Raw genomic sequence first — 22,090 nt, 5'->3', positions numbered from 1 at the left:
CTAATTCGAGTTTGCGTATGTCAGACCGAGCGTGTCAGTCCGCCGTCGACACGGATGTTCTGGCCGGTGATGTAGGCCGCGCCGTCGGACGCCAGGAACGAGACCGTCGCGGCGATCTCCTCGACCTTGCCGTAGCGCTTCATCGGCACGCTGTCGCGACGCGCGTCCTGCTGCGGCAGGCTGTCGATCCAGCCCGGCAGGACGTTGTTCATGCGAATGTTGTCTGCGGCGTATGTGTCGGTGAAGATCTTGGTGAAGGCGGCAAGGCCGGCGCGGAACACCGCCGAGGTCGGGAACATCGCGCTCGGCTCGAACGCCCAGGCCGTCGAGATGTTGATGATGGCGCCGCCCTGCTGTGCCTGCATCAGCGGCGTCACCAGCCGCGTCGGACGGATCACGTTGAGCAGATAGGTGTCGAGACCGGTATGCCACTGCTCGTCGGTGATCTCGGTGATGGGCGCGCGCGGCCCGTGGCCGGCGCTGTTGACGAGCACGTCGATCCGTCCCCACTTCGCCATCGCAGCGTCGACGAGGCGCTTCAGATCATCGTTCGACTGGTTCGAGCCGGTGACGCCGAGCCCGCCGAGCTCGGCAGCCAGCGCCTCGCCCTTGCCCGACGACGACAGAATCGCGACGCGAAACCCGTCCGCTGCCAGCCGCCGCGCAGCCCCCGCCCCCATGCCGCTGCCGCCGGCGGTAACGAGAGCAACCTTCTCTGCTGCCATGACCAGTCATCCCTTGAGTTGAGGCGAGCCGCGGGCTCGGCCTATCATGAGGCCTTCTACAGCCGGCCCCGTCGGCAGGTCCATGGTCGAGAGCGTTCGTCATGAGCGATTTGCAGATCCGCAGCTTGCGCCCCGAGGAGATCACCGTCGCCATCGACTGGGCCGCGGCGGAGGGTTGGAATCCGGGCCTTGCCGATGCCGCCTGCTTCGCGATCCCCGATGTGCAAGGCTTCCTCGTCGGCGAGATCGACGGCGAGCCGGTCGCGACCGTCTCCTGCGTCAATTATGACGACCGCTTCGCCTTCCTCGGCTTCTACATCGTGCGCGAGAGTTTTCGCGGCAGCGGCCACGGCCTGCGCATCTGGAACGCGGCGATCGCGCATGCGAGCACTCGCGTGATCGGGCTCGACGGCGTCGTGGCGCAGCAGGACAATTACAAGAAGTCCGGCTTCCAGCTCGCTTACGCCAATATCCGCTATGGCGGCATCGTGACCGTGCCGCCGAAACCGTCTGCCGAGGTCGTCGCCCTCGATAAGATCCCGCTTGCAATTGTTGAAGCCGATGATGCAACCGTCTTCCCGGCCCGGCGCACCGCCTTCCTGCGTGCCTGGATCAACACACCCGGCCATGTTGGCCGTGCATTGCTGCGCGACGGCAGGCTCGCTGCATGGGGCGTGATCCGTCCATGCCGGACGGGCTACAAGATCGGCCCGCTCGTCGCCGACGATCGCGCGGCCGCGGAGGCGGTTGTGCAGGCCTTGTTCGCAAGCGCGGGCGGCGGCGAGGTCTTCCTCGATGTCCCCGCCGTCAATGCCGTCGGAATCGCGCTCGCCGAGGAGCTCGGCCTCAAGCCGGTGTTCGAGACGGCGCGGATGTACACGGGGCCGATCCCGCCGCTGCGCATCGACCGCGTCTTCGGCGTCACCAGCTTCGAGCTGGGCTAAAGCGCGATGAAATGAGGCTCGATCGGCTGGTCGGGTCACCTCTCCCCGGAGGGGAGAGGTCGGATTGCGTAGCAATCCGGGTGAGGGGCCGCAGCGCACGGTGAGAACCGAAACCCCTCACCCGGATCGCATCTTCGATGCGATCCGACCTCTCCCTACGGGAGAGGTGAACCACTCGGCCCGCATCGATTCAACCTAACCCCATCCCGCTTTGGTTCAGTAGCAACGCATGATGTTGACGGTGTGCTCGCTGCCGCCGCGGCCGGGCACCGTCACCTGCTCCGTCGGGCAGCTCGGTACATAGGGCCGGTCGGACGGCACGACGTTCGGCGGATAGCGATGCGTCCAGTCCCAGGGAACATCGTAGGTGTAGGTGTAGCGCACGTCGGTGGAGAGCGGCTGGCCGGCATCGACGAAGGGCTGGCTGTAGCCGGCGCCGTCGTAGAAGAAGCCGCCGCCGCCCGGCCAATAGACCCACGGAGCGCTGCGGCGGTGGAACCGGGCGCCCGGACCGATCGGCGGGCGTGACGCAACCGGCGGGGCGACAGCGGTCACGACGCCGGGCGCCGCAGCGCCAGCGGGTCTGGCAAAACTGTCACCGGAGCTAAGGAGCAGCGCGGCTGCGCTGAGCGAGGCGAACAACGCCCCATGTGATCTGGCAATCATGATACGCACCACACTCGTTTGGCTTGCGATAGCGGCTCCCCGCGAGAGGCTAGGCCGGGCTGTCGCCCGCCCGCAAACGTATAATTAATTATTGGTTAAGGCACAGGTTTAACTGGGAACAGGGTGCGGCAGAACGCCCGGAATTCGCGTCTCATTTCAGCCACTTCGTTCCGCGGCACGCGCCTCATATCCAGTTGATCGGAGTTGATCGCTCGCCGGCCCATAGGTCCGGAACGCTCCCTTAGTGCAGCCGTTGGCCCCCACGCAAGCAAGGAGCATCTCCAATGCAGAACAAGTCGAAACTCCTCTGCCTGATCGCGGCATCGCTCGTCGCGGGCACCGCGGCGGCCTCGGCGCAAGGCTACGACTGGAACGGACCGCGCGCGGGCTGGGACCGCACGGCCCCTTACGAGCCGGTTCAACCGCGCGCGTACTATCCTGACGTCGCGGGGCCCTACGGCGCGTTCAACGGCACCAACCATCCAACCCCGAGCTCGACACAGGGCGATGTCGGCCCTGGCGGCAACAACAACGGCACGCTGACCGGCAGATATCGCTGGTAAGGCCGCGTGACGTGAGGCCAGCGGGCGGTGGGCCTTCGTGCGTCAGCGGCCCAGCCGCCAACCCTTGCGTTGCCCGTCGGGCAAAACACGCAAGCCATGGGTCAATCCGCCACGGCAAAAATATTCCCCTTTACCGAAATTCGGAAATCACGTATTTATCGCCGCAACCCGGCCCAAGGAAGAGGGGCGTATCGCGATCGTCACGAACGCGGGCTGGGCGGCGGTGGACGTGAGTTGCACCGGCGCGAAAAGCTTCGCAGGGCAGGCGACTGTGAGCGAAGACCTCGTGCCAACGACAGGTGCGGTTCGCGTACGGCAAAATCGTGTGGTCCTGGCGCCCGGGGTCTGTGCGCCAAGTGTTGCGGTGATGTGGCGGCCCGACCGGGCACGTGCATCAGCCATCCGCAAGGCGACGGGGGCAATAGTGCATCGCTCCCCGAGGAGAGCACGACATAAGCCGTAAAACCACTGCGCAGGGAAGGCCGGGATGTCCTGGCTACACCTGTATGCCGCTGTGCAGATTTTCTGACTGCCAACTTTCGCACAGTGGACCGCGGGTGCCAGCCGGCTCCCGGCCTTCCCTGCGCCCTCTTTCATTGGGGGCAAGGCATTGAAGCAAAACTCGGGCGAGATGCGCCGCGAGAATGCGAAGGTGTGTCTGTTGTTTGGAAATCGAGACCAATGCCGCGAGCACCTATCCATCACCGTCACCCTGAGGTGCTCTCCATGCGACGCAACGCGTCGCGTGGAGAGCCTCGAAGGGCGACGGCCCGGCTGCATCCCGGCCGTTCATCCTTCGAGGCTCGGCATACGACGCGTTGCGTCGCACGCCTCACACCTCAGGATGACGGAACGAGCAGGGTTGCCGCGGAGGGAAACTGGATTGCTTCCGCCTTCGCCAAAGGCTTCGGCGGACAAGTCGCTGCGCTCGCAATGACGATGTTGATGAGCTGGGCGCAAAAACTTCGATCTCGTGCCCCGGACGCAGCGCAGCGCTACTTCAGCGGTGCGCTGCAGAGCCGGGGCCCATGCAACAGCGACTCGCGAGGCGACACTGGGTCCCGGCTCTGCGCCCGCAACGCCAAGAGCGTTGCAGCGCGTCCGGGACACGAGAGTGGATCGCACCCCTCCCCCAGCCTCTTGCATCGACAACGGGGGCCTGTAACAAGACTGTCATGCAGCAAAACTAAACGATTGCCGGGGGCCGCGGTCGGCGGCCACGCCGCCTCACCGCCCAGGAGACTTCCATGCGCCCTTCACTGCTGTTGCTGTCCGCCGGGCTGACAGTCCTGTCAACCGGATTTGCCTTGGCCCAGAACAACACACCCCGCAACCTGATCCTGTTCATTCCCGACGGTCTGCGCGCGCTGAAGGTCACACCGGAAACGACGCCCGCGATGGCCGACGTCCGCGACAAGGGCGTCAACTTCAAGAATCCGCATTCGCTGTTCCCGACCTTCACCATGGCCAACGGCTCGGCGATGTCGACCGGCCATTATCTCGGTGACACCGGCGTGTTCTCCAACACGATCTGGACCAACTACACCTCAGGTCCGGCCGGCGACACCGTGGTCCCCTTCATCGAGAACGACGCCGTGCTCGGCGACATCGACGAGCATTTCAGGGGCGACTATCTCAACGAAGAGACCATTTTGAAAATGGCCCGCGACAAAGGGCTGAGCACCGCGGCCATCGGCAAGGTCGGCCCGACCTATCAGTTCGACCACACCGACAAACCCGAGAAGGCGGGCCTGCACTCGATCGTGTTCGACGATTCCACCGGCGGCAAGAACGGCGTTGCGCTGTCGGACGAGGTGAAAGACGCTTTGACCAAGGCCGGCCTGCCCATCGCCACGCCGCCACGCGGTGACAATTCGAAGGCGGGCGACGCCAAGACGCCGGGCACCACGGTCGCCAACGTCGCGCAGCAGGCCTATTTCGCCGACGTCGCCACCAAGGTGGTGCTGCCGATGTTCAAGGCGCGCAACAAGCCCTTCGTGCTGGTGTTCTGGTCGCGCGACCCTGATGGCAGCCAGCACAACACCGGCGACAGCCTCAACCAGATCAAGCCCGGCATCAACGGCCCGACCTCGATGGCCGGGATCAAGAACGCCGACACCAACCTCGCCCAGCTGCGCAAGGCGCTCGACGAGCTCGGGCTCGCCGCCTCCACCAACATCATCGTCTCCGCCGACCACGGCTTCTCGACCATCTCCAAGGAGAGCAAGACCAGCCCCTCCGCCAAGGTCAGCTATGACGACACGCCCAAGGACTTCCTGCCGATGGGATTCCTGGCGCTCGACCTTGCGAAAGCGCTCGATCTGCCGCTGTTCGATCCCAACGACAAGAACGCGAAGATCGAGGGCAACAAGCATCCGAAGGCCGGCAACGGCGTGCTCGGCAAGGATCCGACCAAGCCCGACCTCGTCGTCGCCACCAATGGCGGCTCCGACCTGATCTATCTGCCGAACAAGGACAAGAAGCTCGCCGCGAGGACCATCAAGGCACTGCTCGAGCAGGACTACGTCTCCGGCCTGTTCGTCGAGGATTCGATCGGCCGCTTCCCCGGGACGCTGCCGCTGTCGAGCATCAATTTGCGCGGCAAGTCGGCGACGCCGACGCCGTCGATCGTCGTCAACTTCCGCTCCTATGCCAGCGATTGCGGCGAGGCGCCGACCAACTGCTCGGTCCAGGTCGCCGATACCGTGCTGCGCCAGGGCCAGGGCATGCATGGCAGCTTCAGCCGCGGCGACACCATGAACTTCATGGCCGCGATCGGCCCGGACTTCAAAGCCGGCTATGTCGACGAGATTCCGGTCAGCAATGCCGATGTCGGCATGACGGCCGCCCAGCTCATGGGCCTGCGCGGCTCGCAGAACGGCGGCCTGATCGGCCGCGTGATGTCGGAGGCCATGCCCAACGGCATCGTGCCGAAGGCCTATGTTGGCACGCTGAAGTCGAAGCCCGCCGAGGGCGGCCTGACGACCGTGCTGAACTTCCAGCGCGTCGGCAGCCAGCGCTATTTCGACGCCGCCGGTTTTCCGGGCCGCACGCTGGGCCTCGAGGTGGACAAGCTTGGACTGGAGCACCGCAAACAAAAAACGGCGGGGAAGTGACCCCGCCGTTCCCTCGCGTCATCGAGTGACGCGCAAAATCCTACATCCCAATGTCGAACACGTTCGGCAATTGGCCCGCCAGAGGCAACGCGGTGGCGCCCAGGAAGGTCGCCACCATCGCCATCAGGCGACGGTTGTTCTGGCGCTTGCCGCGCATCTGGCCGGCGATCCACTCCAGCATCTCGCTGTTGACCTTGGAGGCATAGGACGGCGCCCAGCTCTCGATCTCGGTGTCGGCCGACAGCGCAACGCTGCGCGGCGGCACCTTCAGGCCCGAGGCGCTGGCGGCATAATGGGCAACGGCCTTGGCGAGCAGGTCGTCGAAGCAGCCACCGTCAGTACGCTCGGTCGCGGCCTCGTTGATCTCGAACAGAACCTCGGCCTCGGTGCGGCTGACCGGCTGGTCGTTGACGGCGGTGGCGGTCAGGATGCGCATGCACCAGGCGGTGTCATCGGCATCCAGCGAACGGGAGAAATGCACCCTTCCCTTGGTCGTGGGGCCTTCGCCCGTGATCACGCCGTCACGCACAATGCTCAGCGCATGGGCCGCGGTATCGCGGCAGGACGGTTCGAGGGACGACGACTCGGTAGGCTTAGGCGCAGCGGCAGACATAGTTCACTTCCAGATTTCTTCTGATCGGCCAGCATTTTCATGCCGGCGTAAAGGGGTGGTTAACGATTCGATACGGTGATCGCGACTTTTCTAGATGGTTGCCAATTGGTCGCTGTCAGGACCATTTTGGTTCTAGGACGCGCCGGGCGGGCGTGATGGAAGTCATAAAAGGCATTATCGGGGCAAGCGAGACCGTCTGCCCCCGGTGGAGATGTTTCGCCGCAGGCGCCGCTGTAACAGAAAGGTGCTAGAAAATCGGTCCTTCAAGGAAGGAATTCACATTTTACTTGAGCCAGTTCACTTGGCGTTCACTTGGCCTCGCCAAGCCCTTATACTGAGTGTGACGGCAAGAGACGAATTCCCAAGTAAATTCAATGCGATGAGGTAGAACCATGACACTTCCGATCGGCACCACCGCACCCGACTTCGAAGCCGAGACCACCGAAGGGAAGATCAAGTTCCACGACTGGATCGGCAATAGCTGGGCACTTCTGTTCTCGCACCCCAAGGACTTCACGCCAGTTTGTACGACCGAGCTCGGCGCTCTCGCGAAATTGAAGCCGGAGTTCGACAAGCGCGGCGTCAAGCTGATGGGACTCTCGGTCGATCCGGTCGACAACCATGCCAGATGGTCGGACGACATCAAGGAGACCCAAGGCGCGGCGCCGAACTATCCCATGATCGGCGACACCGACTACAACGTCTCCAAGCTGTATGAAATGCTGCCGGCTTCGACCTCGGGCGATCCCCTCACCCGCACGCCGGCCGACAACCAGACCGTCCGCAACGTCTTCATCATCGGGCCGGACAAGAAGATCAAGCTGGTGCTGGTCTACCCGATGACCACCGGGCGGAACTTCCAGGAGATCCTGCGCGTCATCGACTCGCTCCAGCTCACCGCCAAGCATCGCGTCGCGACGCCGGCCGACTGGTCGCAGGGTGAGGATGTCATCATCGCGGGCTCGGTCTCCAACGACGAGGCCAAGACCATCTACCCGCAGGGTTGGAAGGAGCCGAAGCCCTACATCCGCATCGTGCCGCAGCCGAAGTGACTTTTTGCGGTCGCGGATAGCGGCCGCAAAAAATCATCCCGGGGCGCGCGCAAGCGCGAACCCGGGATCTCGAGGTTCTCTGGTGCGCAATTGCGCACCAGAGTTCGGTCCTGCGGACCGACCCGGAACGACTGGGCTGAATTACGCCGCGTGCACGCGGTCGAGGAAGCTCTCGACCTCGGCCTTCAGATGCAGGCTCTCGCCCGACAGCGCCTGGGCGGAAGCAAACATCCGGCTCGAGGTCTCGCCGGTCTCGCTGGCGCCCTTGGCGGCGTGACGAACATTGACGGCGACATCGGCCGTGCCTGATACCGCCGCGCCAACGCTGGCCACGATGTTGTGCGTCGCGCTTTTCTGCTGCTCGACCGCAGCCGAGATCGAGCCCGCGATACCGCTGATGCGCTCGATGGTCTGGCTGATCGCCTTGATGGCGGCGACTGACTCCTCGGTCGCGAGCTGCATGCTCTCGATCTGGTTCGAGATCTCGTCGGTCGCCTTTGCGGTCTGGCCGGCGAGCGTCTTGACCTCCTGAGCCACCACCGCGAAGCCGCGCCCGGCATCGCCCGCGCGTGCGGCCTCGATGGTGGCGTTCAGCGCCAGGAGATTGGTCTGCTCGGCGATCGAGGTGATCAGCTTGACGACATCGCCGATACGCGCGCCGGCTTCCGAGAGCTGCGCGATGCGCTGGTCGGTCGCCTCGGCCTGCCGCACCGCCTCGGCGGAGATCTCGTTGGATTCCTGCACCCGGCGGGTGATCTCGGAGATCGATTGAGACAACTCGTCAGAGGCCGACGCGGCCGAACGCACGTGCTCGGAGGCGCTTTCGGAAGCTCCCGCCGACTGCGCCGACAGATCGGCCGTGGAGCGCGCGGCGTCGGTGAGTTGTCGCGCGGAACGCTCGAACTCGCCCGACGATGCGAGCACCTTGTCGAGAATGCCGCCGACGCTGCCGCGGAACTCCTCGACGAAGCTGCGCAGCTCCGCCTTGCGCTGCTCGGCCGCGGCCGTCGTTGCCGCCACCTGTTCGCTGCGCAGCCGCGCCCGCTCCTGCGAATTGCTTTTGAACACTGCAACCGTGCGGGCGATCTCGCCGATCTCGTCGGCGCGGTCCTCGCATTCGATCGCGACGTCGCTCTGGCCGTTGGCAAGCGCGGTGAGCGAGTGCGTGACCGAGATGAGCGGCCGGGTGACGCGGCGGACGACCAGCAGGGTCAGGACCAGCACCAGAAGTGCGGCAAGACCGGCGGCCATCGCCATGCTCTCGATCGCCTGGGTCAGCATGCTCTCGAACTGGGCCATGGGGATGCCGACGTAGAGGATGCCGGCGACCTTGCCGGTCGCGTCCAGAACCGGGAAATAGGCGGTCATGAACGTCTTGCCGAACAGCGTCGCCGGCCCCTTATAGGCCTCGCCGCGGCGCAGCGGGGCCTGCCCCGGATGATCGGCGGCGAGCTGGGTGCCGACGGCGCGGTCGCCATTCTCCTTCTTCACGTTGGTCGAGCGTCGCACGAATTGCCCACTCGCCGCGTCGAACACGAACAGGGTCGCATTGCCCCCGACATAGGACACCGCCCGATCGACGATGGCGTGATCCTTGAGGTCGGGCATCTTGGGAATCTCGGCGCGTACCACCGCGCCATCCCGCATCGTGATCTTGGCCTCGGGAACGGTCTCCGCAAAGGCCAGCGCCAGCGTGCGCAGATTGACCTCGATGTCGCGGAGCGCGCGATCGTTGAAGGCTGACGTCAGCGACCAATAGCCGGCGCCGACCACCAGCGCCGTGTTCATTGCGATCAGCACCACAGCGCACAGGACCGCTTTGGTGCCGAGCTTGAACTGCGGCAGGAACTTCGCCGTTAGAGGATTGGACATGGATGGAATGACCCCCGTAATTCCTGCATAATCGTGCAATTGACTTACAGTCGCATTAACGACGGTTCCCACCGCCGCACGCGGCATGCTTTCCAGTTGGTAAACGAGGCCTCCCTGCCCTCGCCAAGCGCGCCACCTTCGGCGCTGGGTGCCGGAACTGAAGGACATGCCGCCCAAGCTGATCCACCGGCCCTGGCAGGCGACGCCGATCGAGCTTGCGGGCGCGGGCATCACGATCGGCAAGACTTCTCCGCAGCCGATCGTCGATCATGCCAGGGGACGCGCGCCTGCCGCCTGCGCAATATCCGCAGAGGTTGAGCGCTGCTTTGACACAATTTCGAAACCCGCTATCGTCATCGCTCCATACAAACCGTGGGGGACGATATGGATGACGACAAGCCGATCACCGACCAGGCGATGGAGACGATGACCACCGCCGTGGAAGCAACCAAGGACGCCGCAGTCACCGCCGTCAAGCAGGTGAAGAAAGCGGCCAAGAAGGTCGCCAAGAAAGTAGCGCCGAAGAAGACTGCCAAGAAGAAAGCCAAGAAGGCTGCGAAGAAGACGACGAAGAAAGCCGGCAAGAAGTCGTCTAAGAAGGCTGCGAAGAAGGCCGCCAAGAAAGCCACCAAGTCGAAGAAGGCCAAAAAGGCCAAGCGCTGATCGCAACGGTCAGGGACGTCTCCGGGTGCGGGCGCGCCCGGAGACAGCCCCAGCGACGCCTACCCTCGTCGCTTGGCTGCGCGCCGGCCCGGATGATGCTTGCCCTTGGGATCGCGGAATTCACTGCGATGACCGCGCCGGTCCTCGGCATTGAAGCGCTTCCGCTTTTCCGGTGAGCCGAACTGCTTGATCACCCGTTTGCCGTTGACCTTCTTGATCACGTAGCCGCCCTCGGTCATCGTGAAAGGCGCCTTCAGCGACCCCATGTGATCGAACTTGGTGCCGCGGGGATGCTCGAATGGCTCGAACCAGGACGGATAGACGAAGTTCGACATCGGGAAATCGTTGACGAGGAACGACTCCTCCTCCACGGCGTCGCAAACCTCGTAGGCATATTGGGTGTGCCGGGTCTTGTCCGCCCACAGATTGGCCATGGGGTCGAGCACCATCTCGAACAACTCGTGCGATGCGGCGAGGCTGACCGGGTCGTTCTCGCCGAGCGTCTTCAGGAATATCTTCGAGATCGGCTGTCCCTGATGCGTCAGCTCGTGCCGCCCGAGGAAGTTCTCGTGGGTGGCGTCGTCGAAATAGACCAGCTGCCAGTCCGTCGGCTTCGGCTTGCGGGTGACATCGAGATCGACGGGGTAGCCCCAGACGGGGAAGAAATGCTCGTCGTAGCATTTCTGGAGCGCGGCCGTGAGCCTTCCCATCATTCGGTCGCTCAGCATCTCCTCTGCATAGTTGATGCAGGCAATCCGGACCGGCTTCATCGACCTGCCGAGCAGTGCACGCCGTGCTTTCGTCATGGACATCACCGTGCTGAAAAGAAATGGGTTGAATGCCGCACCCTAGCACGAAAAGGTCAACACACGTCAGGGCTGTGCGCGCTGGAAACCGCTATGAGCGCCGATTGACCACAAAGACCGCTGCGGCGCAGAGCGCCATGCCGGCAATGGCAATTGCGTCCAGCTTTTCGCCGAACAGCAGATAGGCCATCAGGGCCGTCACCGCCGGCACCAGGTAGAACAGGCTCGCGACCGAAGTTGCCGCGGCGTGGCGGATCAGCCAGTACAACAGCCCGATCGATCCAATCGAGAGCGCCACGGCGAGCCAGGCGAGCGCGAGCACGAATTCCCGCGTCCAGTGCACCACGCGGTCTTCGAACAGGAAGGCCCCGATCGCGAAGAAGATGGTGACGGATACGTATTGCACGAGATTGCCGGCGCGCCAGTCGATGTGATTGCAGTAGCGACGCTGGTAGAGGGTGCCGAGCGTAATGCTGATCAGCGAGACCACCGATGCGAGCCAGCCGAGCCCGGCTTCGCCGGTCATCGGGCGGTTGTGCAGGATCAGCACGACGCCGCCGAGGCCGAGGACGAGGCCAGCCCATTGCACCGGCGACACCTTCTCACCCAGCCAGCGGTTGGCGATGGTCGAGGTCAGGATCGGCTGCAGACCTGGAATCAGCGCGGAAAGGCCGGCCGGAATCGAATGCGCGATCGCGATCGCGGTGCCGCCGAGATAGAAGCCGTGGACGAGGATGCCGGCGACCGCGCTGTGTGCAATGCCCGCGCGATCAGGCCATTTAGGCCGCGCGATGCCCGCGATGATCGCCATCAAGCCGACCACGATCGCCATGCGGATGGCGAGATAGGTCAAGGGATCGGCGTTGTTGACGACGTATTTGGTGCCGATGAAGCCGGTGCTCCAGAGCAGCACGAACAGGATCGGCGCGGCGCGGGCGGTCAGGGTTTCTTGATTATGGTTCATTGCCGCCCTCATTGCCCCACCGGAGGCCATGCGGCAATGCGAATTTCGTCCGGACGATGCTGCGCTGCGACGGACGACAGCGGTCTCGCTCAGCCGCTCACCATTCTTCCGGACAGGGGTCGATGATCTTCCAGAGCTCGACCCCGTTCTTGATCTTCTTCATGTCTGTGGTGAGCCCGCCATTGCGGCGAATCCAGTCCTTCACCTTGTCGGGGTAGTAGGACATGAGATCGGAGGTGCCTTCGGCGCTGGTGACCTTGATGCCGAAGGTGAAGGCCTTGTCGTAATAGGCCTGGTGGAAGCCGAGGCTGGCGCGCGGCGTCACGCAGATCTTGTTCATCGGCACGATGCCGAGCACGAGCGTGCAAGCCGAATTGCAGATACCGTCGATGATGACGCGCTCGCCCTTCTCGCGCACGCGCTTGTACTTGGCCTTGTACTCCTCGACATAGCCGCCATGGTCGCGGGTGATGTGCAACTCGGCGCGCGCCGGCGTGGCGATGACGGCGGAGAGCAACAGCAGGCTCAGAAGCGTGATGCGCATGGCGAGGTGACGGCGATGGCCTTCAGGAATGGACCGGCCTCGAAGGACCCTCAAATGATGATCCCTGGGGCCGGCGACAGGATCTTAACCGAATACTCTTTGGTCATACTTGTGTGGGGAATTCGTTAAGCATCCCGAAAAGGCCAAAAATGGGCAGCTTTCAACCGCATGTCCGGCAATTCGGTCACACCTTCCCGGAAATCTGCAGGATTGGCCATGATTTCGGGCCTCTGGAGCGATGCCTGACCACTCGAAATTGCTATAGATGGCCGACCTATTCGAGCGGATTCCGGAGAATCGAGATGAGCAAGTTGACGCTTGTAGCCGCGGTTGCGGCCCTGACGACTGCGGTCCTGGTCCCTGGCCTCGCGGAGGCGCGCGGACATCACCGGTACCACCGCTCCTACGCCAACCCGCTGCCCTATCCGATCAGTTATCTGCACAATTACGGACCCGGCATCACTCCCGGCACCTTCGCCTATTACGACGGTCCGTCGACCAACCACTGCTACCGCAGCGCGGCCGCCTATATCGGCCAGGACGGCCGGCGGCACCCCTGCTACTGAGGCGCCGCGCGTCCCTCCCGCGGGCGTGCCTATTTGGCGGCGCCCGACAGCAGCAATTGCTTCTCGATCTCGTAGACAGGCAGCTTGACGAGGTCCTTGCAGACCTCGCCCTGAAGCGCGTTGCGCACCGCGTCCGAATAGTCGGCGCGGATCATGCCGAGCGCGCGCGGTGAGGCGACCAAGGTCAGAGCCTTGGTCTCGCCGGAGCTGACGGCGGCATCGAGCCGACCGGCCAATTCCCGCAAGAAGGCGCGCTCGGCCTCGTCGTGCCAATCGGTCTGCTCGACCGAGCTGCGCGACCCTCCGGCCGCCGGATGCAATCGGCCCGGGGCATCGCTGCCTTGCGCGGCGGTCGAAGGGTTAGGCTGCTGCTCGTGCACTTCTCTGGTGTGGAGATTCGGAAACATCCCGTCGCCGAGATTCTCCAGAATGAGCGCCTTACGCCCGTCGCATACGACCAGCCAGTCACCCTTGGCCATTCTCATCTTGTCCATCACAACTTCTCCTTGACGTCTTGCAGACGCCGCATCCGGCATCAGAGCTGTTCTTCGAATTCCTCGAAGGGCTTGCCGAATTGCGTCATCGCCTCTTCCAGATAGTCGGCGAGCATCGGCGTGCCGATCAGGTAGGAGGCAGTGCGCTGGTTGTGCGCCTGCGCGGCCTGAGCGCGCAGTTCGCGCCAATCGGAGAGATCGCCGTCGCCGCGGCCGAGCCAGGTCAGCGCCACAAGATCGATCTGCTCGTCAACATTGAGAGCGCGGATGAAGCCGACGAGCTCCGCACGGTCGGTGGTTTGGCCGCGTCCGCCGCGGCCGTAGCTCATGTCGTCGTCGCCGAAGTCCAGGACGACACCACCCCCCGCCGCTTCGCTGTCGGACCGGCGCGATTTCGAGATGACGAAGAAGACCTTCTCCGGCGAGATCGACAGATTTGGAATGACTCGCATCCAGATCACCTTACCCGGCAGCTGGCCCCACGCCGCTGCCATGTCGGCGACACTAGGAGCCAAGACAAACTTGCGAATTGCGCAAGATCAAGGTCCAAGGCACGGCATCGCCCTGCGGCCTAGGCCAGTTGGCGGGCTGGGATTCAGGGCCGGCCGGCTCGCTGAAGGTTTGTTCATCAGTATTACATTTCGGTTCCGCCACAATTTGGGCAGAACAACTTCGATATTCTGCGTCGCGTAAGCGGAGGACAACATCATGAATTTCAAGACTGGCCTCGTCGCCGCGTCCCTGTTCGGCGCCCTCGCGGCGTCGTCGGCGGCATCCGCCATGCCCATCGCGCCCGCACCTGCGACACCGCAGGTCTCCGGCGTCGAGCAGGTCCGCATGGTCTGCAACGCCTGGGGGCGGTGCTGGTGGCGCCCGAACTACTATGGGTACTACGGGCCGCGGCCATATTACGGCCCGAGGTATTATGGGCCGCGCTATTACGGTCCGCGCTACTATGGTTATTACGGATATCGCCGCTGGTGACGTTTGAAGGGGCCCTCGGGCCCCTTCGCTTTTGCCAGATCACGTCTTGCGCGGCCGCCACTGGCCTGCGGCCCTTCAGATCTGATCCAGATCAAAGATGAAGTCAGTCGATCCCGTCATTCTACAATAACGAAGCGACGAAGCTTTGCGCCTGCATGCGGACAGTATTTCATTGCCCTCGTCCGGCGAACTGATGAGCCGAGAACGTTGACGGTGACATTGATCCGGCGAACTTCATGCCATGATGTCCGCAATACTACGGCCCGGAATCCGGTTTACTGAAACGCGATGTTTCGCCATTGATGGCGATGCATCGACGTTTATTTGATTGTCTCATTTCCGCGGCCGGCCAGAACCATGTTGTTCGACAACCTCGCTCCATCCTCCGCGCTTCAACTGATCGGCTTTTCCGACGTCGATGCGTTTCGGCCGGTCGAGACGATGGAGGATGCGAGAAGCATTCCGCTCGACATCCCGAACTTCGCGGCGGCCCGCGCCGTCGTCTCCCTGCCGGCGTGCCGCATCATCGTGATGAGATCATTCGCGCGCATCCTCGACACCGCCTATCGGATGCCGGGCGGGATGGTGATCCTGTCGATGACCGACGATCTTCAGGCCAGCTTCAAGGGAGTGGATCTCGACGCCCGCTTCTTCGTTGCGCTCCACGGCAACGATGAGTGCCATTTCGTCGAGCCCCGGACCAATCATCATGCCATGATCATCTTCTCCCCCGGGCTGAGAGACCGGGGCTGGTTCGACCACGCCGACCATTTGCGGGCCCATGTCGCGAACCGGCCCGCCCTGCTCCACACGCGGCAGCTCCTGCTCGACATTCTGCGCACCGCATCAGTGCAGCCGCGCCTGTTCGAAACCACCGAAGTTGCGGCCCATCTCCAGGAAGGCCTGCTGCTCGCGCTCGACGATTTATTTCGGATCGATTCGATCTCGGATCGGAGCGCCTCGGTCCAGAGCGAGCGCGCGATCAAGCTCGTGCAGGGCATCGACGATTACGTCGCGACCTATCCGACCGCTCCGATTTATACGGCCGATCTCGCCCGCGAGTTTGACGTCTCGATCCGGACTCTCGGCGGCGCCGTCAGCAAGGTGCGTGGCATGAGCCTGCACCAGTACATTCGCCTGAAGAGGCTGTGGGCGACCCGCGCCCGCCTCCTCAAGGGCGGCGGCGCTACCGTTGCCACCTGCGCACGCGCCCAGGGCTTCCATCACCTCGGTGAATTTGCCGCAGCCTACCGCGCGACCTTCCATGAGGCGCCCTCCGACACGCTGGCACGCGGCCGGCAAAGCGGTGTCTGGGCGGGCTGATGGACACCGCAGGCCTCGCGACACTGCCCCGACGCCAGCGCCGTTTCGGAACATATCTGGAACAAACCGAGGACTGGCGCGCTCGGAAGGATTCGAACCTCCGACCCTCGGAATCGAAATCCGATGCTCTATCCAGCTGAGCTACGAGCGCCCTGGCCCGGGTACGGGGCCACCGAAATTCGCCCGACCGGCGCTGGCGACGAACCAGCACACCGGATGGCGTTCGGATCGGTTCGAATTAGCAGAGAGGCCGGCCAATAAAAAGCCCTTCCCGCCTCCATCGAAGCGGGTCGAAGACGCCGTCACCAGGTCGCGTTGAAGAGGCCGAAATGCGGCTGCTGAGCGACCTGCATCATGGGACGGCCGGGCTGCGGCGCCGGATGCGTCCTCACGATCTTGCGCTTGGGCTGAGTCTGCACCGGAAAAGCTTGAGCCTGAGAGATCTGAGGCTGAGCGGCCTCGGACTTCCTGGCCGCGGCGGTCTCGGCCCGCGGCGCCGGCGTGAACTGGGCGAACGTCTCGCGCACCCGCGTCTTGGCCGACATTTCGGCGAAAGCCGGCGACAGGCCCTCCTGTACCGGCGGCTGGGGAGCCGCGACAGCGGCGGTCTTTACCGCGGGTGCGGCAATCGTCGGCTGGCTGGTATCGAGCACGACGCGCTCAGGCAGATGACGATCGGACCGGATTCGGATCAGAGGCTGGTCGTTGCTTGCGGTCACGATGGCTTGCACTACAGGCGCCGCCGGGAAAACGAAATCCGCCACGAACAGCAGTGCGAGCAAGGCTCCACCGACAAAAATGAAATACCTAAGGATGGGCATTGGCCGTGCTCCGCCCCCCGCATTCCCCGCGTGGGCTCTCTCCGCCTCAACAGGCGATCTTTCAATTGGTTCCTGGCCCAGCCCTTCGGTTCAAATGGCGATGCATGGTTTTTTGGCCAAGGACCATGAGGGTAACTTTTCCGCTACCGGAACACGCCGTCTTCAAGCGCGGCGCGCTGCAACCAGCGAACACTTTGCCTGATCGGCATTCACGTTAACGAAGCCGACGGGAATATGCGCAAAGGTCTTGCGGCTCTTCATACTGACCGAATCCGCCAGCACGCGGCTGCGGTCGGTAAGATGACTGCCGTCGCGCCGCGTGAAGGCGCAGACGATCTCGACATCTTTTACGGCATAGTCATTGTCGTTTCGCAGCGTGAACGTCACCAGGGCTTTGGAGCCAAGGCCGCCGCGGCGCCAGGTCTGCGATGAGATCCTGAGACGACCGAGTTCTGCTGCGACCGGCACCTGAGCTCCGGACGCCGGCGAGGCCACTGCGGACGTATCGCCCGGGGGAGCCGCCTCAACAGCCGCCAGTTCCGCCCTCACCGGCTCAGCACTATTGCCTTTGGAAAGAGGCAGCAGCATCCACATGCCGCAGCCGGCGATGATTGCCGCCAGCAGCCACAGAAGGCTGCGACCAAACGAGACGCTCGCAATCGTTACGGCGTGCGCCAGTCGTTCGCTGGTCGCGGCGAAGCGCCCCAATCCGATCCGGTCGCGCCTGGCATTCATGGTAGCATCACCGATCGCAGCCGAAGCACCATCAACGATGGATTCGGTCACTGCTTACCTTAATCCAGCAGAGGAACTAAGGTTCCCGCGCTTCATGCGAGTCGGCAAGGGCGGTGGCGAGCACCGGCCGTGGCCGCTAACATGCGCCGCAACATCGAAAGACCCCCGTTGGGAGAATATGAAATGCCATTCGCCGTCACTTGGGATCACGTCCATCTGCGCAGCCCCGATCCGGAGGCCACGGCGGTATGGCTGCGGGACATCCTTGGCGGCGAGATCGTGCGAGCCCCCGGTCGGATCGACGTGAACCTCGGCGGAGCCAGGATCTTCATCGCACCGCTCGAGGGCGACAGCACCGTCAACCCGCCGCCCCCGCATCCGCATCAGGGTCTCGACCATTTCGGTCTGACGGTGAAGGACATCGACGCCGTCGCCGCCGAAATCAAGGCCAAAGGCGTCACGTTCACGCGCGAGCCGACGACCATCCGGCCCGGCGTACGCATCTGCTTCATCCGCGGCCCCGAAGGCATCTCCATCGAGCTGCTCGAGCGCGACAAGAAATACACCTGATGTGACGCGGCGTTGGGTCGTCTCGGATATCCCACCGGGGCGACGTGACGCCCCGTGGGGCTAAGTCATGCTACCGGGCATAAAGCAGCGGATGGTGACGCCCATGTAGCCGTAGATCGGCCAGACCATGGTGCGCCCCACCCGGTTCGGCTCCGAAATCACGGCCTCCTCGGGCACGTCGACCCAGACGAGTTCCTGCTGCTGCCCATCGAGCGCGTAGCCATGGCGCGGGATGCGGACGCGATAGTGCCCGTCCTTGCTGTCCCAATCGGCGTCCGAGAGCGCCGAGCCGTCGGCATCGGAGCAGCAAGGCCCCTTGCCGCTGCGCAGACTGTCGAACCATGCCTTCAGCTCGGCATTGGTGTTGACGAACTGCCCGCGATCGCGCGCGTGGCCAAAGGGAGCTGCGAACGCAATCAAGGCCAAGGCGCACACCAGCCTTGTCAGGTTTCGCCGGCGTATCGCACTGCCAATCCGCTGTTGTTCGCTTTTGCAATTCGTGGGACGCACACTGTACAGACACGGCTCATCGCCGCCGGAATCGATCCAGTTGGTCACGTTCGTCTTGCTCCAGCACCCCGCGGCCGGTGCAACAATGGTTATGCATTTCGCGGGCCAACTCTGATTCGCAACGTCGGGCCTCGCCTCACCATCAGAGCGTCATGACGGTGTCACGCACAAGCCGGGACAACTACGGCTCGCTGCTGCAGGATCCCGCGACCGGCCGGCAATCTGCCGCGTTGCGCGAGGGGATGGGCTTTGGCATAAAAGCCGACCGGTAACGCCATTGGGCGATGGCGGCCGGCCTGCGGGACGTTATGAAGAACGGCCTCTATTCAATTCACGTGACCCTGCTCGATGGTCGAGTCGGCAAGGGCAGCGGTGTGATTCTCTTCCGCGACGGCAAGATTCTTGGCGGCGATGCCTACCTCTATTACACCGGCAGCTACACGGTGAAGGACAACAACACCTTCAAAGGCGAGGTGCTGGTGCAACGGCACACGTCGCCTCGGGGCGATGACAATCCGCTGTTCGGCGGTCCTGCCCCAGTCGGCATCGGCGTCAGCGGCACCTACACGGACACGCGCGCGGAGATGACGGGCACAGCGCTGGTCGGCAAGGCCAGTCTGATTTTCGGCGCCACCCTGCATAAGCTCGCAGAGGTCGATTAGCTATTCCGCAGCCTGCTCGAGCGGCGCCACGCGCGGCAGGATGATCTGGATACGGGTGCCGCCGCCCGGTTCGGAATCGAGATCAAGCCGCCCGCCGAGCCGGTTCGTAACGATGCTGTAGACGATGTGCAGCCCGAGGCCGGTGCCACCCTGGTCGCGCCGTGTCGTGAAGAACGGATCGAAGGCACGGCGGCGGACGTCGAGCGACATGCCGCAGCCATTGTCAGAGAAGATGATCTCGACATTGTCCTTGCCGGACTCGCGCGCCTGGATCTCGATGGTCCCCGGCCGGCCGTCCGGGAAGGCGTGCGCCACCGAATTGAGAAACAGGTTGGTCAGCACCTGGCCGTACGGGCCGGGATAGCTGTTCATGGTCAAGTCCGGCTGGCACTCGACGTTGAGCGTCAGATTGTGCTTGCGCAGGCCCGGCCGCAGGCTCATCACCACCTGCTCGGTGAGGTCGCCGAGATCGAAAGTACGCTGATCCGAATAATTGCGGTCGGCGGCGACCTGCTTGAACGACTGGATCAGCTCGGCGGCGCGGTTGAGATTGGAGACGAGCTGCGAGGAGGCATCGCGGCTGGTGCTGAGGAAGTCGTTGAGCGTGGAGCGGCGCAGCTCGCCGCGCTCGACCTCGGCGGTGAACATCGCGGTCTTGCGCTCCAGCGCGGAGGCGACCGTGAGACTGATGCCGACGGGATTGTTGACCTCGTGGGCGACGCCGGCGACCAGGCGCCCAAGCGCGGCGAGCTTCTCTGCCTCGATCAGCGAGGCCTGGGTCTCGCGCAGATTGCGCAACGCGGTTTCGGCGGCTTCCTTGGCCTTGCGCATCTCCTGCTCGCCGCGCTTGCGCTCGCCAATGTCGAGCGCGACGGTCACGATCCGCTCGATCTCGCCCTCGGCATCGAGCAGCGGCAGCTTGTTGACCAGCCATTGCCGCATGTTGCCGGAGGCGTCCTTGTACTCCTCCTCGTAGAAGCCGAGCCCTTTGCGAAGCTTGAGCACCCTCTTGTCGCTCTCGTCGGACTTGGCCGCGCCATAGCGCGACATCAGGTCGGCCGTGGTGCGGCCGAGCGCATCGCCGGGCTCGATGCCGAAGATGCCCGCCATGTAGCGGTTCATCAGCACGTAGCGCAGATTGCGGTCCTTGACGTTGATCACCGCAGGCACGGTGTCGATGACCTGCTGGAGCAGGCGCCGGCCTTCGGCGATGGCGTCTTCCGCGCGCTTCTGATCGGTGATGTCGCGCAGCGTCCCCTCGTAGCGGACGATGTTGCCCTGCTCGTCCCGCACGCCCGTGGCGCTGTCGGAGAGCCAGAGGATGTTGCCGCTGCGCTGGCGCACCTGATACTCGAACTCGCGGACCATGCCGTCGCGCGCCATCAGCCGCTGGTACTCGGCGCGCGCCTCGGGATGGACGTAGATCGTGTGGGCGATGTCGTTGATGCTGTCGATGAGGTGCTGCGGGCTGTCATAGCCCATCATCCGAGCCAGGGCCGGATTGGCGTTCAGGAGATCACCGGCCGGCGTCGTCACATAGATGCCGTCGACCGAGCCCTCGAACAGTTTTCGGTAGCTCTCCTCGGCGAGGCGCTGCTCGGTGAGCGCGCGCACCGCCGCCTCGCGCGCCGTGTCGGCCTCCTCCAGCGCGCGGCGGAACACTTCGGCCGCCCGCGCGATGTCGCCGATCTCGTTGTCGAGGTCGGCGGACGGAATCGACGTGTCTTTCCGGCCGGCCGCAAGCGCGCGAATGGATCGGGCGATCTGGGCGAGCGGACGCACCGTCCTGCGCACCACGAACAACGCAGCGCCGATGCCGATCAGCACGCCCACCGTACCGAGCACGATGCTCTGCCATCGCGCCTCCGTCAGCGTACGGGCAAAATCGCGCGACAGCACGTGCCCGCGGCGGGCGCTGACCTCGCGCAACAATTCGGTGACGCGACCGATCAGCCGGCCCTCGGTGCCGAGCACCTCGCGGTCGATGTCGGCGATCTGACGCTCGCGGACGGCGACCGCCATGATCGCCTCGGCATAATCGTTCACCGCCACCTTGAGCTTGGGATCGGTGATATCCATCGCACGCATGCCCTGTGCGGCCTGCTCGGCCGCCGACGGGTTGCGCGCGAGCAATCCGAGCGCGATCCGGCTCTGCGCCTCGGACAGGCGCGAGGCGAGCTCGCGGTCGGCGGTGCCGGAGATCGCCGCGTCGAACTGGTCGCGCAGCGGCGGCAGGCCGGCGAGCAGCTGGGCGCGGCGGTCGATCAGGGTGGAGATCCGCTCGAGGCCGGTGCGATAGGTCGCAAGGCGCTCGGTGACCCCGTCGATCATGTCCTGCTGCTCGGGCGCGAGCTCGATGCGGGTCTTCTTCAGGATGTCACTCAGGGTCGAGGCCGCCTCGCCCACCTGCTGGAACTGGATGCCGGCACCGGGATCCGTGACGAAATCGCGCGCGGCAAGACGCAGCTCGTTCATGCGGCGGTCGATGTCCTCGGCGAGGTCGCCGACGCTCTGCAGCCGCTGCAACTCGGCGAAGGTCGTGTCGATGTGGCGGATCGCAATCACGCTCGCGGTCGAGGTGACGATGATCACCGCCAGCACCAACAGAAAGCTGCCGAAGGTGAGCTGGCCGATGGAGAGCGAGAATGTTCGCCTTTTCTCAGGGGGCGGCGTCAATTCGGCGGACATTGGTGGTTTGAGGACCGGGCTGCTGGAGACCCAATATACGACGTATTGCCGCCCGGGGGGAACATGCCGCGGGACGCGGAATATCCTTAATATCGGGGCCTGCCGTCCTCTTCAGCCTCCGCCTTACGACAGTTTGACGCTGGCTGCCCTGCGGGCCGGCTCAAGGCTTCACCCAGGAAGGCCACGCTGCTGCGTCCCGTCCATTCGCG

The 22,090-nt window shown here is 64.1% G+C and carries 23 protein-coding genes, 1 tRNA gene and 1 pseudogene; 11 read left to right on the top strand and 14 right to left on the bottom strand.

Translation table 11 applies throughout. The features are described from left to right. Positions 1–20 precede the first annotated feature (20 nt). The gene (locus CVM73_RS16430; protein ID WP_100232998.1) at positions 21–725 is read right to left on the bottom strand and encodes an SDR family oxidoreductase; all 705 of its coding nucleotides are present in this window, start codon (positions 723–725) and stop codon (positions 21–23) included. Positions 726–826: 101 nt separating this feature from the next. Here CVM73_RS16430 and CVM73_RS16425 point away from each other — a divergent pair, with 101 nt between their 5' ends. Continuing rightward, positions 827–1,669: a GNAT family N-acetyltransferase gene (locus tag CVM73_RS16425; protein WP_100232997.1), complete on the top strand. Its 843-nt coding sequence runs from the start codon at positions 827–829 to the stop codon at positions 1,667–1,669. A gap of 216 nt (positions 1,670–1,885) precedes the next feature. On the opposite strand, the gene CVM73_RS16420 is transcribed toward CVM73_RS16425, so the two are convergent. Then, complete coding sequence (locus CVM73_RS16420) at positions 1,886–2,335, bottom strand: hypothetical protein (RefSeq protein WP_167406880.1); 450 nt, start codon at positions 2,333–2,335, stop codon at positions 1,886–1,888. Positions 2,336–2,619: 284 nt separating this feature from the next. Here CVM73_RS16420 and CVM73_RS16415 point away from each other — a divergent pair, with 284 nt between their 5' ends. Continuing rightward, positions 2,620–2,898, top strand: coding sequence for a hypothetical protein (locus tag CVM73_RS16415; RefSeq protein ID WP_100232996.1), 279 nt, complete (start codon positions 2,620–2,622; stop codon positions 2,896–2,898). Positions 2,899–4,145: 1,247 nt separating this feature from the next. Then, the gene (locus tag CVM73_RS16405) at positions 4,146–6,014 is read left to right on the top strand and encodes an alkaline phosphatase family protein (protein ID WP_167406879.1); all 1,869 of its coding nucleotides are present in this window, start codon (positions 4,146–4,148) and stop codon (positions 6,012–6,014) included. A gap of 40 nt (positions 6,015–6,054) precedes the next feature. Here the strand turns inward: CVM73_RS16405 and CVM73_RS16400 are convergent, their stop codons facing one another. Next, the gene (locus CVM73_RS16400; protein WP_167406878.1) at positions 6,055–6,627 is read right to left on the bottom strand and encodes a hypothetical protein; all 573 of its coding nucleotides are present in this window, start codon (positions 6,625–6,627) and stop codon (positions 6,055–6,057) included. Between the two features lie 392 nt (positions 6,628–7,019). On the opposite strand from CVM73_RS16400, the gene CVM73_RS16395 reads away from it, so the two are divergent. After that, positions 7,020–7,679 carry a peroxiredoxin gene (locus tag CVM73_RS16395; protein WP_100232994.1) on the top strand — a complete coding sequence of 220 codons (660 nt, stop codon included), beginning with the start codon at positions 7,020–7,022 and terminating at the stop codon, positions 7,677–7,679. Between the two features lie 141 nt (positions 7,680–7,820). Here CVM73_RS16395 and CVM73_RS16390 read toward each other — a convergent pair whose 3' ends face one another. Further along, entirely contained in the window at positions 7,821–9,551 is a 1,731-nt protein-coding gene (locus CVM73_RS16390) for a methyl-accepting chemotaxis protein (RefSeq protein WP_100232993.1), read from the bottom strand. Between the two features lie 133 nt (positions 9,552–9,684). On the opposite strand from CVM73_RS16390, the pseudogene CVM73_RS40960 reads away from it, so the two are divergent. Both CVM73_RS40960 and CVM73_RS16380 read left to right on the top strand, forming a co-directional pair. Continuing rightward, positions 9,685–9,852: pseudogene (locus CVM73_RS40960) on the top strand (FAD-binding domain-containing protein); the annotation flags it as partial. Between the two features lie 83 nt (positions 9,853–9,935). Next, positions 9,936–10,214 (top strand): histone, encoded by a 279-nt coding sequence (locus CVM73_RS16380; protein WP_167406877.1) that lies wholly within the window; start codon positions 9,936–9,938, stop codon positions 10,212–10,214. Between the two features lie 59 nt (positions 10,215–10,273). Here CVM73_RS16380 and CVM73_RS16375 read toward each other — a convergent pair whose 3' ends face one another. The 3 genes from CVM73_RS16375 to CVM73_RS16365 all read right to left on the bottom strand — a co-directional run bounded on the left by CVM73_RS16375 (position 10,274) and on the right by CVM73_RS16365 (position 12,528). Further along, on the bottom strand, positions 10,274–11,020 hold the full coding sequence (locus tag CVM73_RS16375) for a hypothetical protein (RefSeq protein WP_167406876.1): 747 nt from the start codon (positions 11,018–11,020) through the stop codon (positions 10,274–10,276). Between the two features lie 91 nt (positions 11,021–11,111). Continuing rightward, positions 11,112–11,984, bottom strand: coding sequence for a DMT family transporter (locus CVM73_RS16370; RefSeq protein ID WP_100232990.1), 873 nt, complete (start codon positions 11,982–11,984; stop codon positions 11,112–11,114). Positions 11,985–12,081: 97 nt separating this feature from the next. Further along, positions 12,082–12,528, bottom strand: a complete 447-nt coding sequence (locus CVM73_RS16365; RefSeq protein ID WP_100232989.1) for a hypothetical protein — start codon at positions 12,526–12,528, stop codon at positions 12,082–12,084. A gap of 302 nt (positions 12,529–12,830) precedes the next feature. Here CVM73_RS16365 and CVM73_RS16360 point away from each other — a divergent pair, with 302 nt between their 5' ends. Then, a complete protein-coding gene (locus tag CVM73_RS16360) occupies positions 12,831–13,094 on the top strand; it encodes a hypothetical protein (RefSeq protein ID WP_100232988.1) in 264 nt (87 codons plus the stop codon). 29 nt (positions 13,095–13,123) lie between these two features. Here the strand turns inward: CVM73_RS16360 and CVM73_RS16355 are convergent, their stop codons facing one another. Continuing rightward, a complete protein-coding gene (locus CVM73_RS16355; protein WP_100232987.1) occupies positions 13,124–13,588 on the bottom strand; it encodes a host attachment protein in 465 nt (154 codons plus the stop codon). A gap of 41 nt (positions 13,589–13,629) precedes the next feature. Further along, positions 13,630–14,040 carry a DUF3775 domain-containing protein gene (locus tag CVM73_RS16350; protein WP_100233125.1) on the bottom strand — a complete coding sequence of 137 codons (411 nt, stop codon included), beginning with the start codon at positions 14,038–14,040 and terminating at the stop codon, positions 13,630–13,632. Between the two features lie 256 nt (positions 14,041–14,296). Here CVM73_RS16350 and CVM73_RS16345 point away from each other — a divergent pair, with 256 nt between their 5' ends. Both CVM73_RS16345 and CVM73_RS16340 read left to right on the top strand, forming a co-directional pair. Continuing rightward, positions 14,297–14,572, top strand: a complete 276-nt coding sequence (locus CVM73_RS16345; protein WP_100232986.1) for a hypothetical protein — start codon at positions 14,297–14,299, stop codon at positions 14,570–14,572. Between the two features lie 357 nt (positions 14,573–14,929). Next, complete coding sequence (locus CVM73_RS16340) at positions 14,930–15,895, top strand: AraC family transcriptional regulator (protein WP_167406875.1); 966 nt, start codon at positions 14,930–14,932, stop codon at positions 15,893–15,895. Between the two features lie 74 nt (positions 15,896–15,969). Here CVM73_RS16340 and CVM73_RS16335 read toward each other — a convergent pair. The 3 genes from CVM73_RS16335 to CVM73_RS16325 all read right to left on the bottom strand — a co-directional run bounded on the left by CVM73_RS16335 (position 15,970) and on the right by CVM73_RS16325 (position 17,451). Continuing rightward, positions 15,970–16,046 (bottom strand) — tRNA-Arg (locus CVM73_RS16335). 151 nt (positions 16,047–16,197) lie between these two features. Beyond that, on the bottom strand, positions 16,198–16,716 hold the full coding sequence (locus tag CVM73_RS16330) for a hypothetical protein (protein WP_100232985.1): 519 nt from the start codon (positions 16,714–16,716) through the stop codon (positions 16,198–16,200). Positions 16,717–16,878: 162 nt separating this feature from the next. Beyond that, positions 16,879–17,451 (bottom strand): hypothetical protein, encoded by a 573-nt coding sequence (locus tag CVM73_RS16325; protein WP_167406889.1) that lies wholly within the window; start codon positions 17,449–17,451, stop codon positions 16,879–16,881. Positions 17,452–17,634: 183 nt separating this feature from the next. Between CVM73_RS16325 and CVM73_RS16320 the strand changes: the two genes are divergently transcribed. Beyond that, a complete protein-coding gene (locus tag CVM73_RS16320) occupies positions 17,635–18,021 on the top strand; it encodes a VOC family protein (protein ID WP_100232983.1) in 387 nt (128 codons plus the stop codon). A 60-nt stretch (positions 18,022–18,081) separates the two neighbouring features. Here CVM73_RS16320 and CVM73_RS16315 read toward each other — a convergent pair whose 3' ends face one another. Then, a complete protein-coding gene (locus CVM73_RS16315; RefSeq protein WP_100232982.1) occupies positions 18,082–18,579 on the bottom strand; it encodes a hypothetical protein in 498 nt (165 codons plus the stop codon). Positions 18,580–18,839: 260 nt separating this feature from the next. Here CVM73_RS16315 and CVM73_RS16310 point away from each other — a divergent pair, with 260 nt between their 5' ends. Next, positions 18,840–19,193: a GrlR family regulatory protein gene (locus CVM73_RS16310; RefSeq protein WP_167406888.1), complete on the top strand. Its 354-nt coding sequence runs from the start codon at positions 18,840–18,842 to the stop codon at positions 19,191–19,193. Here the strand turns inward: CVM73_RS16310 and CVM73_RS16305 are convergent, their stop codons facing one another. Next, positions 19,194–21,881 carry a PAS domain S-box protein gene (locus tag CVM73_RS16305; RefSeq protein ID WP_100232980.1) on the bottom strand — a complete coding sequence of 896 codons (2,688 nt, stop codon included), beginning with the start codon at positions 21,879–21,881 and terminating at the stop codon, positions 19,194–19,196. Positions 21,882–22,090: the final 209 nt, after the last annotated feature.

It is taken from the genome of Bradyrhizobium forestalis, assembly GCF_002795245.1.
Taxonomy (GTDB): domain Bacteria; phylum Pseudomonadota; class Alphaproteobacteria; order Rhizobiales; family Xanthobacteraceae; genus Bradyrhizobium; species Bradyrhizobium forestalis.
The sequence above is the reverse complement of the archived record's forward strand: the minus strand, read 5'-3'. Positions and strand labels throughout refer to the sequence as shown.

Coding starts and splice junctions, on each gene's coding strand:
- CVM73_RS16430 (WP_100232998.1), bottom strand. CDS start 725: ATGGCAGCAGAGAAGGTTGCTCTCGTTACCGCCGGCGGCAGCGGCATG.
- CVM73_RS16425 (WP_100232997.1), top strand. CDS start 827: ATGAGCGATTTGCAGATCCGCAGCTTGCGCCCCGAGGAGATCACCGTC.
- CVM73_RS16420 (WP_167406880.1), bottom strand. CDS start 2,335: ATGATTGCCAGATCACATGGGGCGTTGTTCGCCTCGCTCAGCGCAGCC.
- CVM73_RS16415 (WP_100232996.1), top strand. CDS start 2,620: ATGCAGAACAAGTCGAAACTCCTCTGCCTGATCGCGGCATCGCTCGTC.
- CVM73_RS16405 (WP_167406879.1), top strand. CDS start 4,146: ATGCGCCCTTCACTGCTGTTGCTGTCCGCCGGGCTGACAGTCCTGTCA.
- CVM73_RS16400 (WP_167406878.1), bottom strand. CDS start 6,627: ATGTCTGCCGCTGCGCCTAAGCCTACCGAGTCGTCGTCCCTCGAACCG.
- CVM73_RS16395 (WP_100232994.1), top strand. CDS start 7,020: ATGACACTTCCGATCGGCACCACCGCACCCGACTTCGAAGCCGAGACC.
- CVM73_RS16390 (WP_100232993.1), bottom strand. CDS start 9,551: ATGTCCAATCCTCTAACGGCGAAGTTCCTGCCGCAGTTCAAGCTCGGC.
- CVM73_RS16380 (WP_167406877.1), top strand. CDS start 9,936: ATGGATGACGACAAGCCGATCACCGACCAGGCGATGGAGACGATGACC.
- CVM73_RS16375 (WP_167406876.1), bottom strand. CDS start 11,020: ATGACGAAAGCACGGCGTGCACTGCTCGGCAGGTCGATGAAGCCGGTC.
- CVM73_RS16370 (WP_100232990.1), bottom strand. CDS start 11,984: ATGAACCATAATCAAGAAACCCTGACCGCCCGCGCCGCGCCGATCCTG.
- CVM73_RS16365 (WP_100232989.1), bottom strand. CDS start 12,528: ATGCGCATCACGCTTCTGAGCCTGCTGTTGCTCTCCGCCGTCATCGCC.
- CVM73_RS16360 (WP_100232988.1), top strand. CDS start 12,831: ATGAGCAAGTTGACGCTTGTAGCCGCGGTTGCGGCCCTGACGACTGCG.
- CVM73_RS16355 (WP_100232987.1), bottom strand. CDS start 13,588: ATGGACAAGATGAGAATGGCCAAGGGTGACTGGCTGGTCGTATGCGAC.
- CVM73_RS16350 (WP_100233125.1), bottom strand. CDS start 14,040: ATGCGAGTCATTCCAAATCTGTCGATCTCGCCGGAGAAGGTCTTCTTC.
- CVM73_RS16345 (WP_100232986.1), top strand. CDS start 14,297: ATGAATTTCAAGACTGGCCTCGTCGCCGCGTCCCTGTTCGGCGCCCTC.
- CVM73_RS16340 (WP_167406875.1), top strand. CDS start 14,930: ATGTTGTTCGACAACCTCGCTCCATCCTCCGCGCTTCAACTGATCGGC.
- CVM73_RS16330 (WP_100232985.1), bottom strand. CDS start 16,716: ATGCCCATCCTTAGGTATTTCATTTTTGTCGGTGGAGCCTTGCTCGCA.
- CVM73_RS16325 (WP_167406889.1), bottom strand. CDS start 17,451: ATGAATGCCAGGCGCGACCGGATCGGATTGGGGCGCTTCGCCGCGACC.
- CVM73_RS16320 (WP_100232983.1), top strand. CDS start 17,635: ATGCCATTCGCCGTCACTTGGGATCACGTCCATCTGCGCAGCCCCGAT.
- CVM73_RS16310 (WP_167406888.1), top strand. CDS start 18,840: ATGAAGAACGGCCTCTATTCAATTCACGTGACCCTGCTCGATGGTCGA.
- CVM73_RS16305 (WP_100232980.1), bottom strand. CDS start 21,881: ATGTCCGCCGAATTGACGCCGCCCCCTGAGAAAAGGCGAACATTCTCG.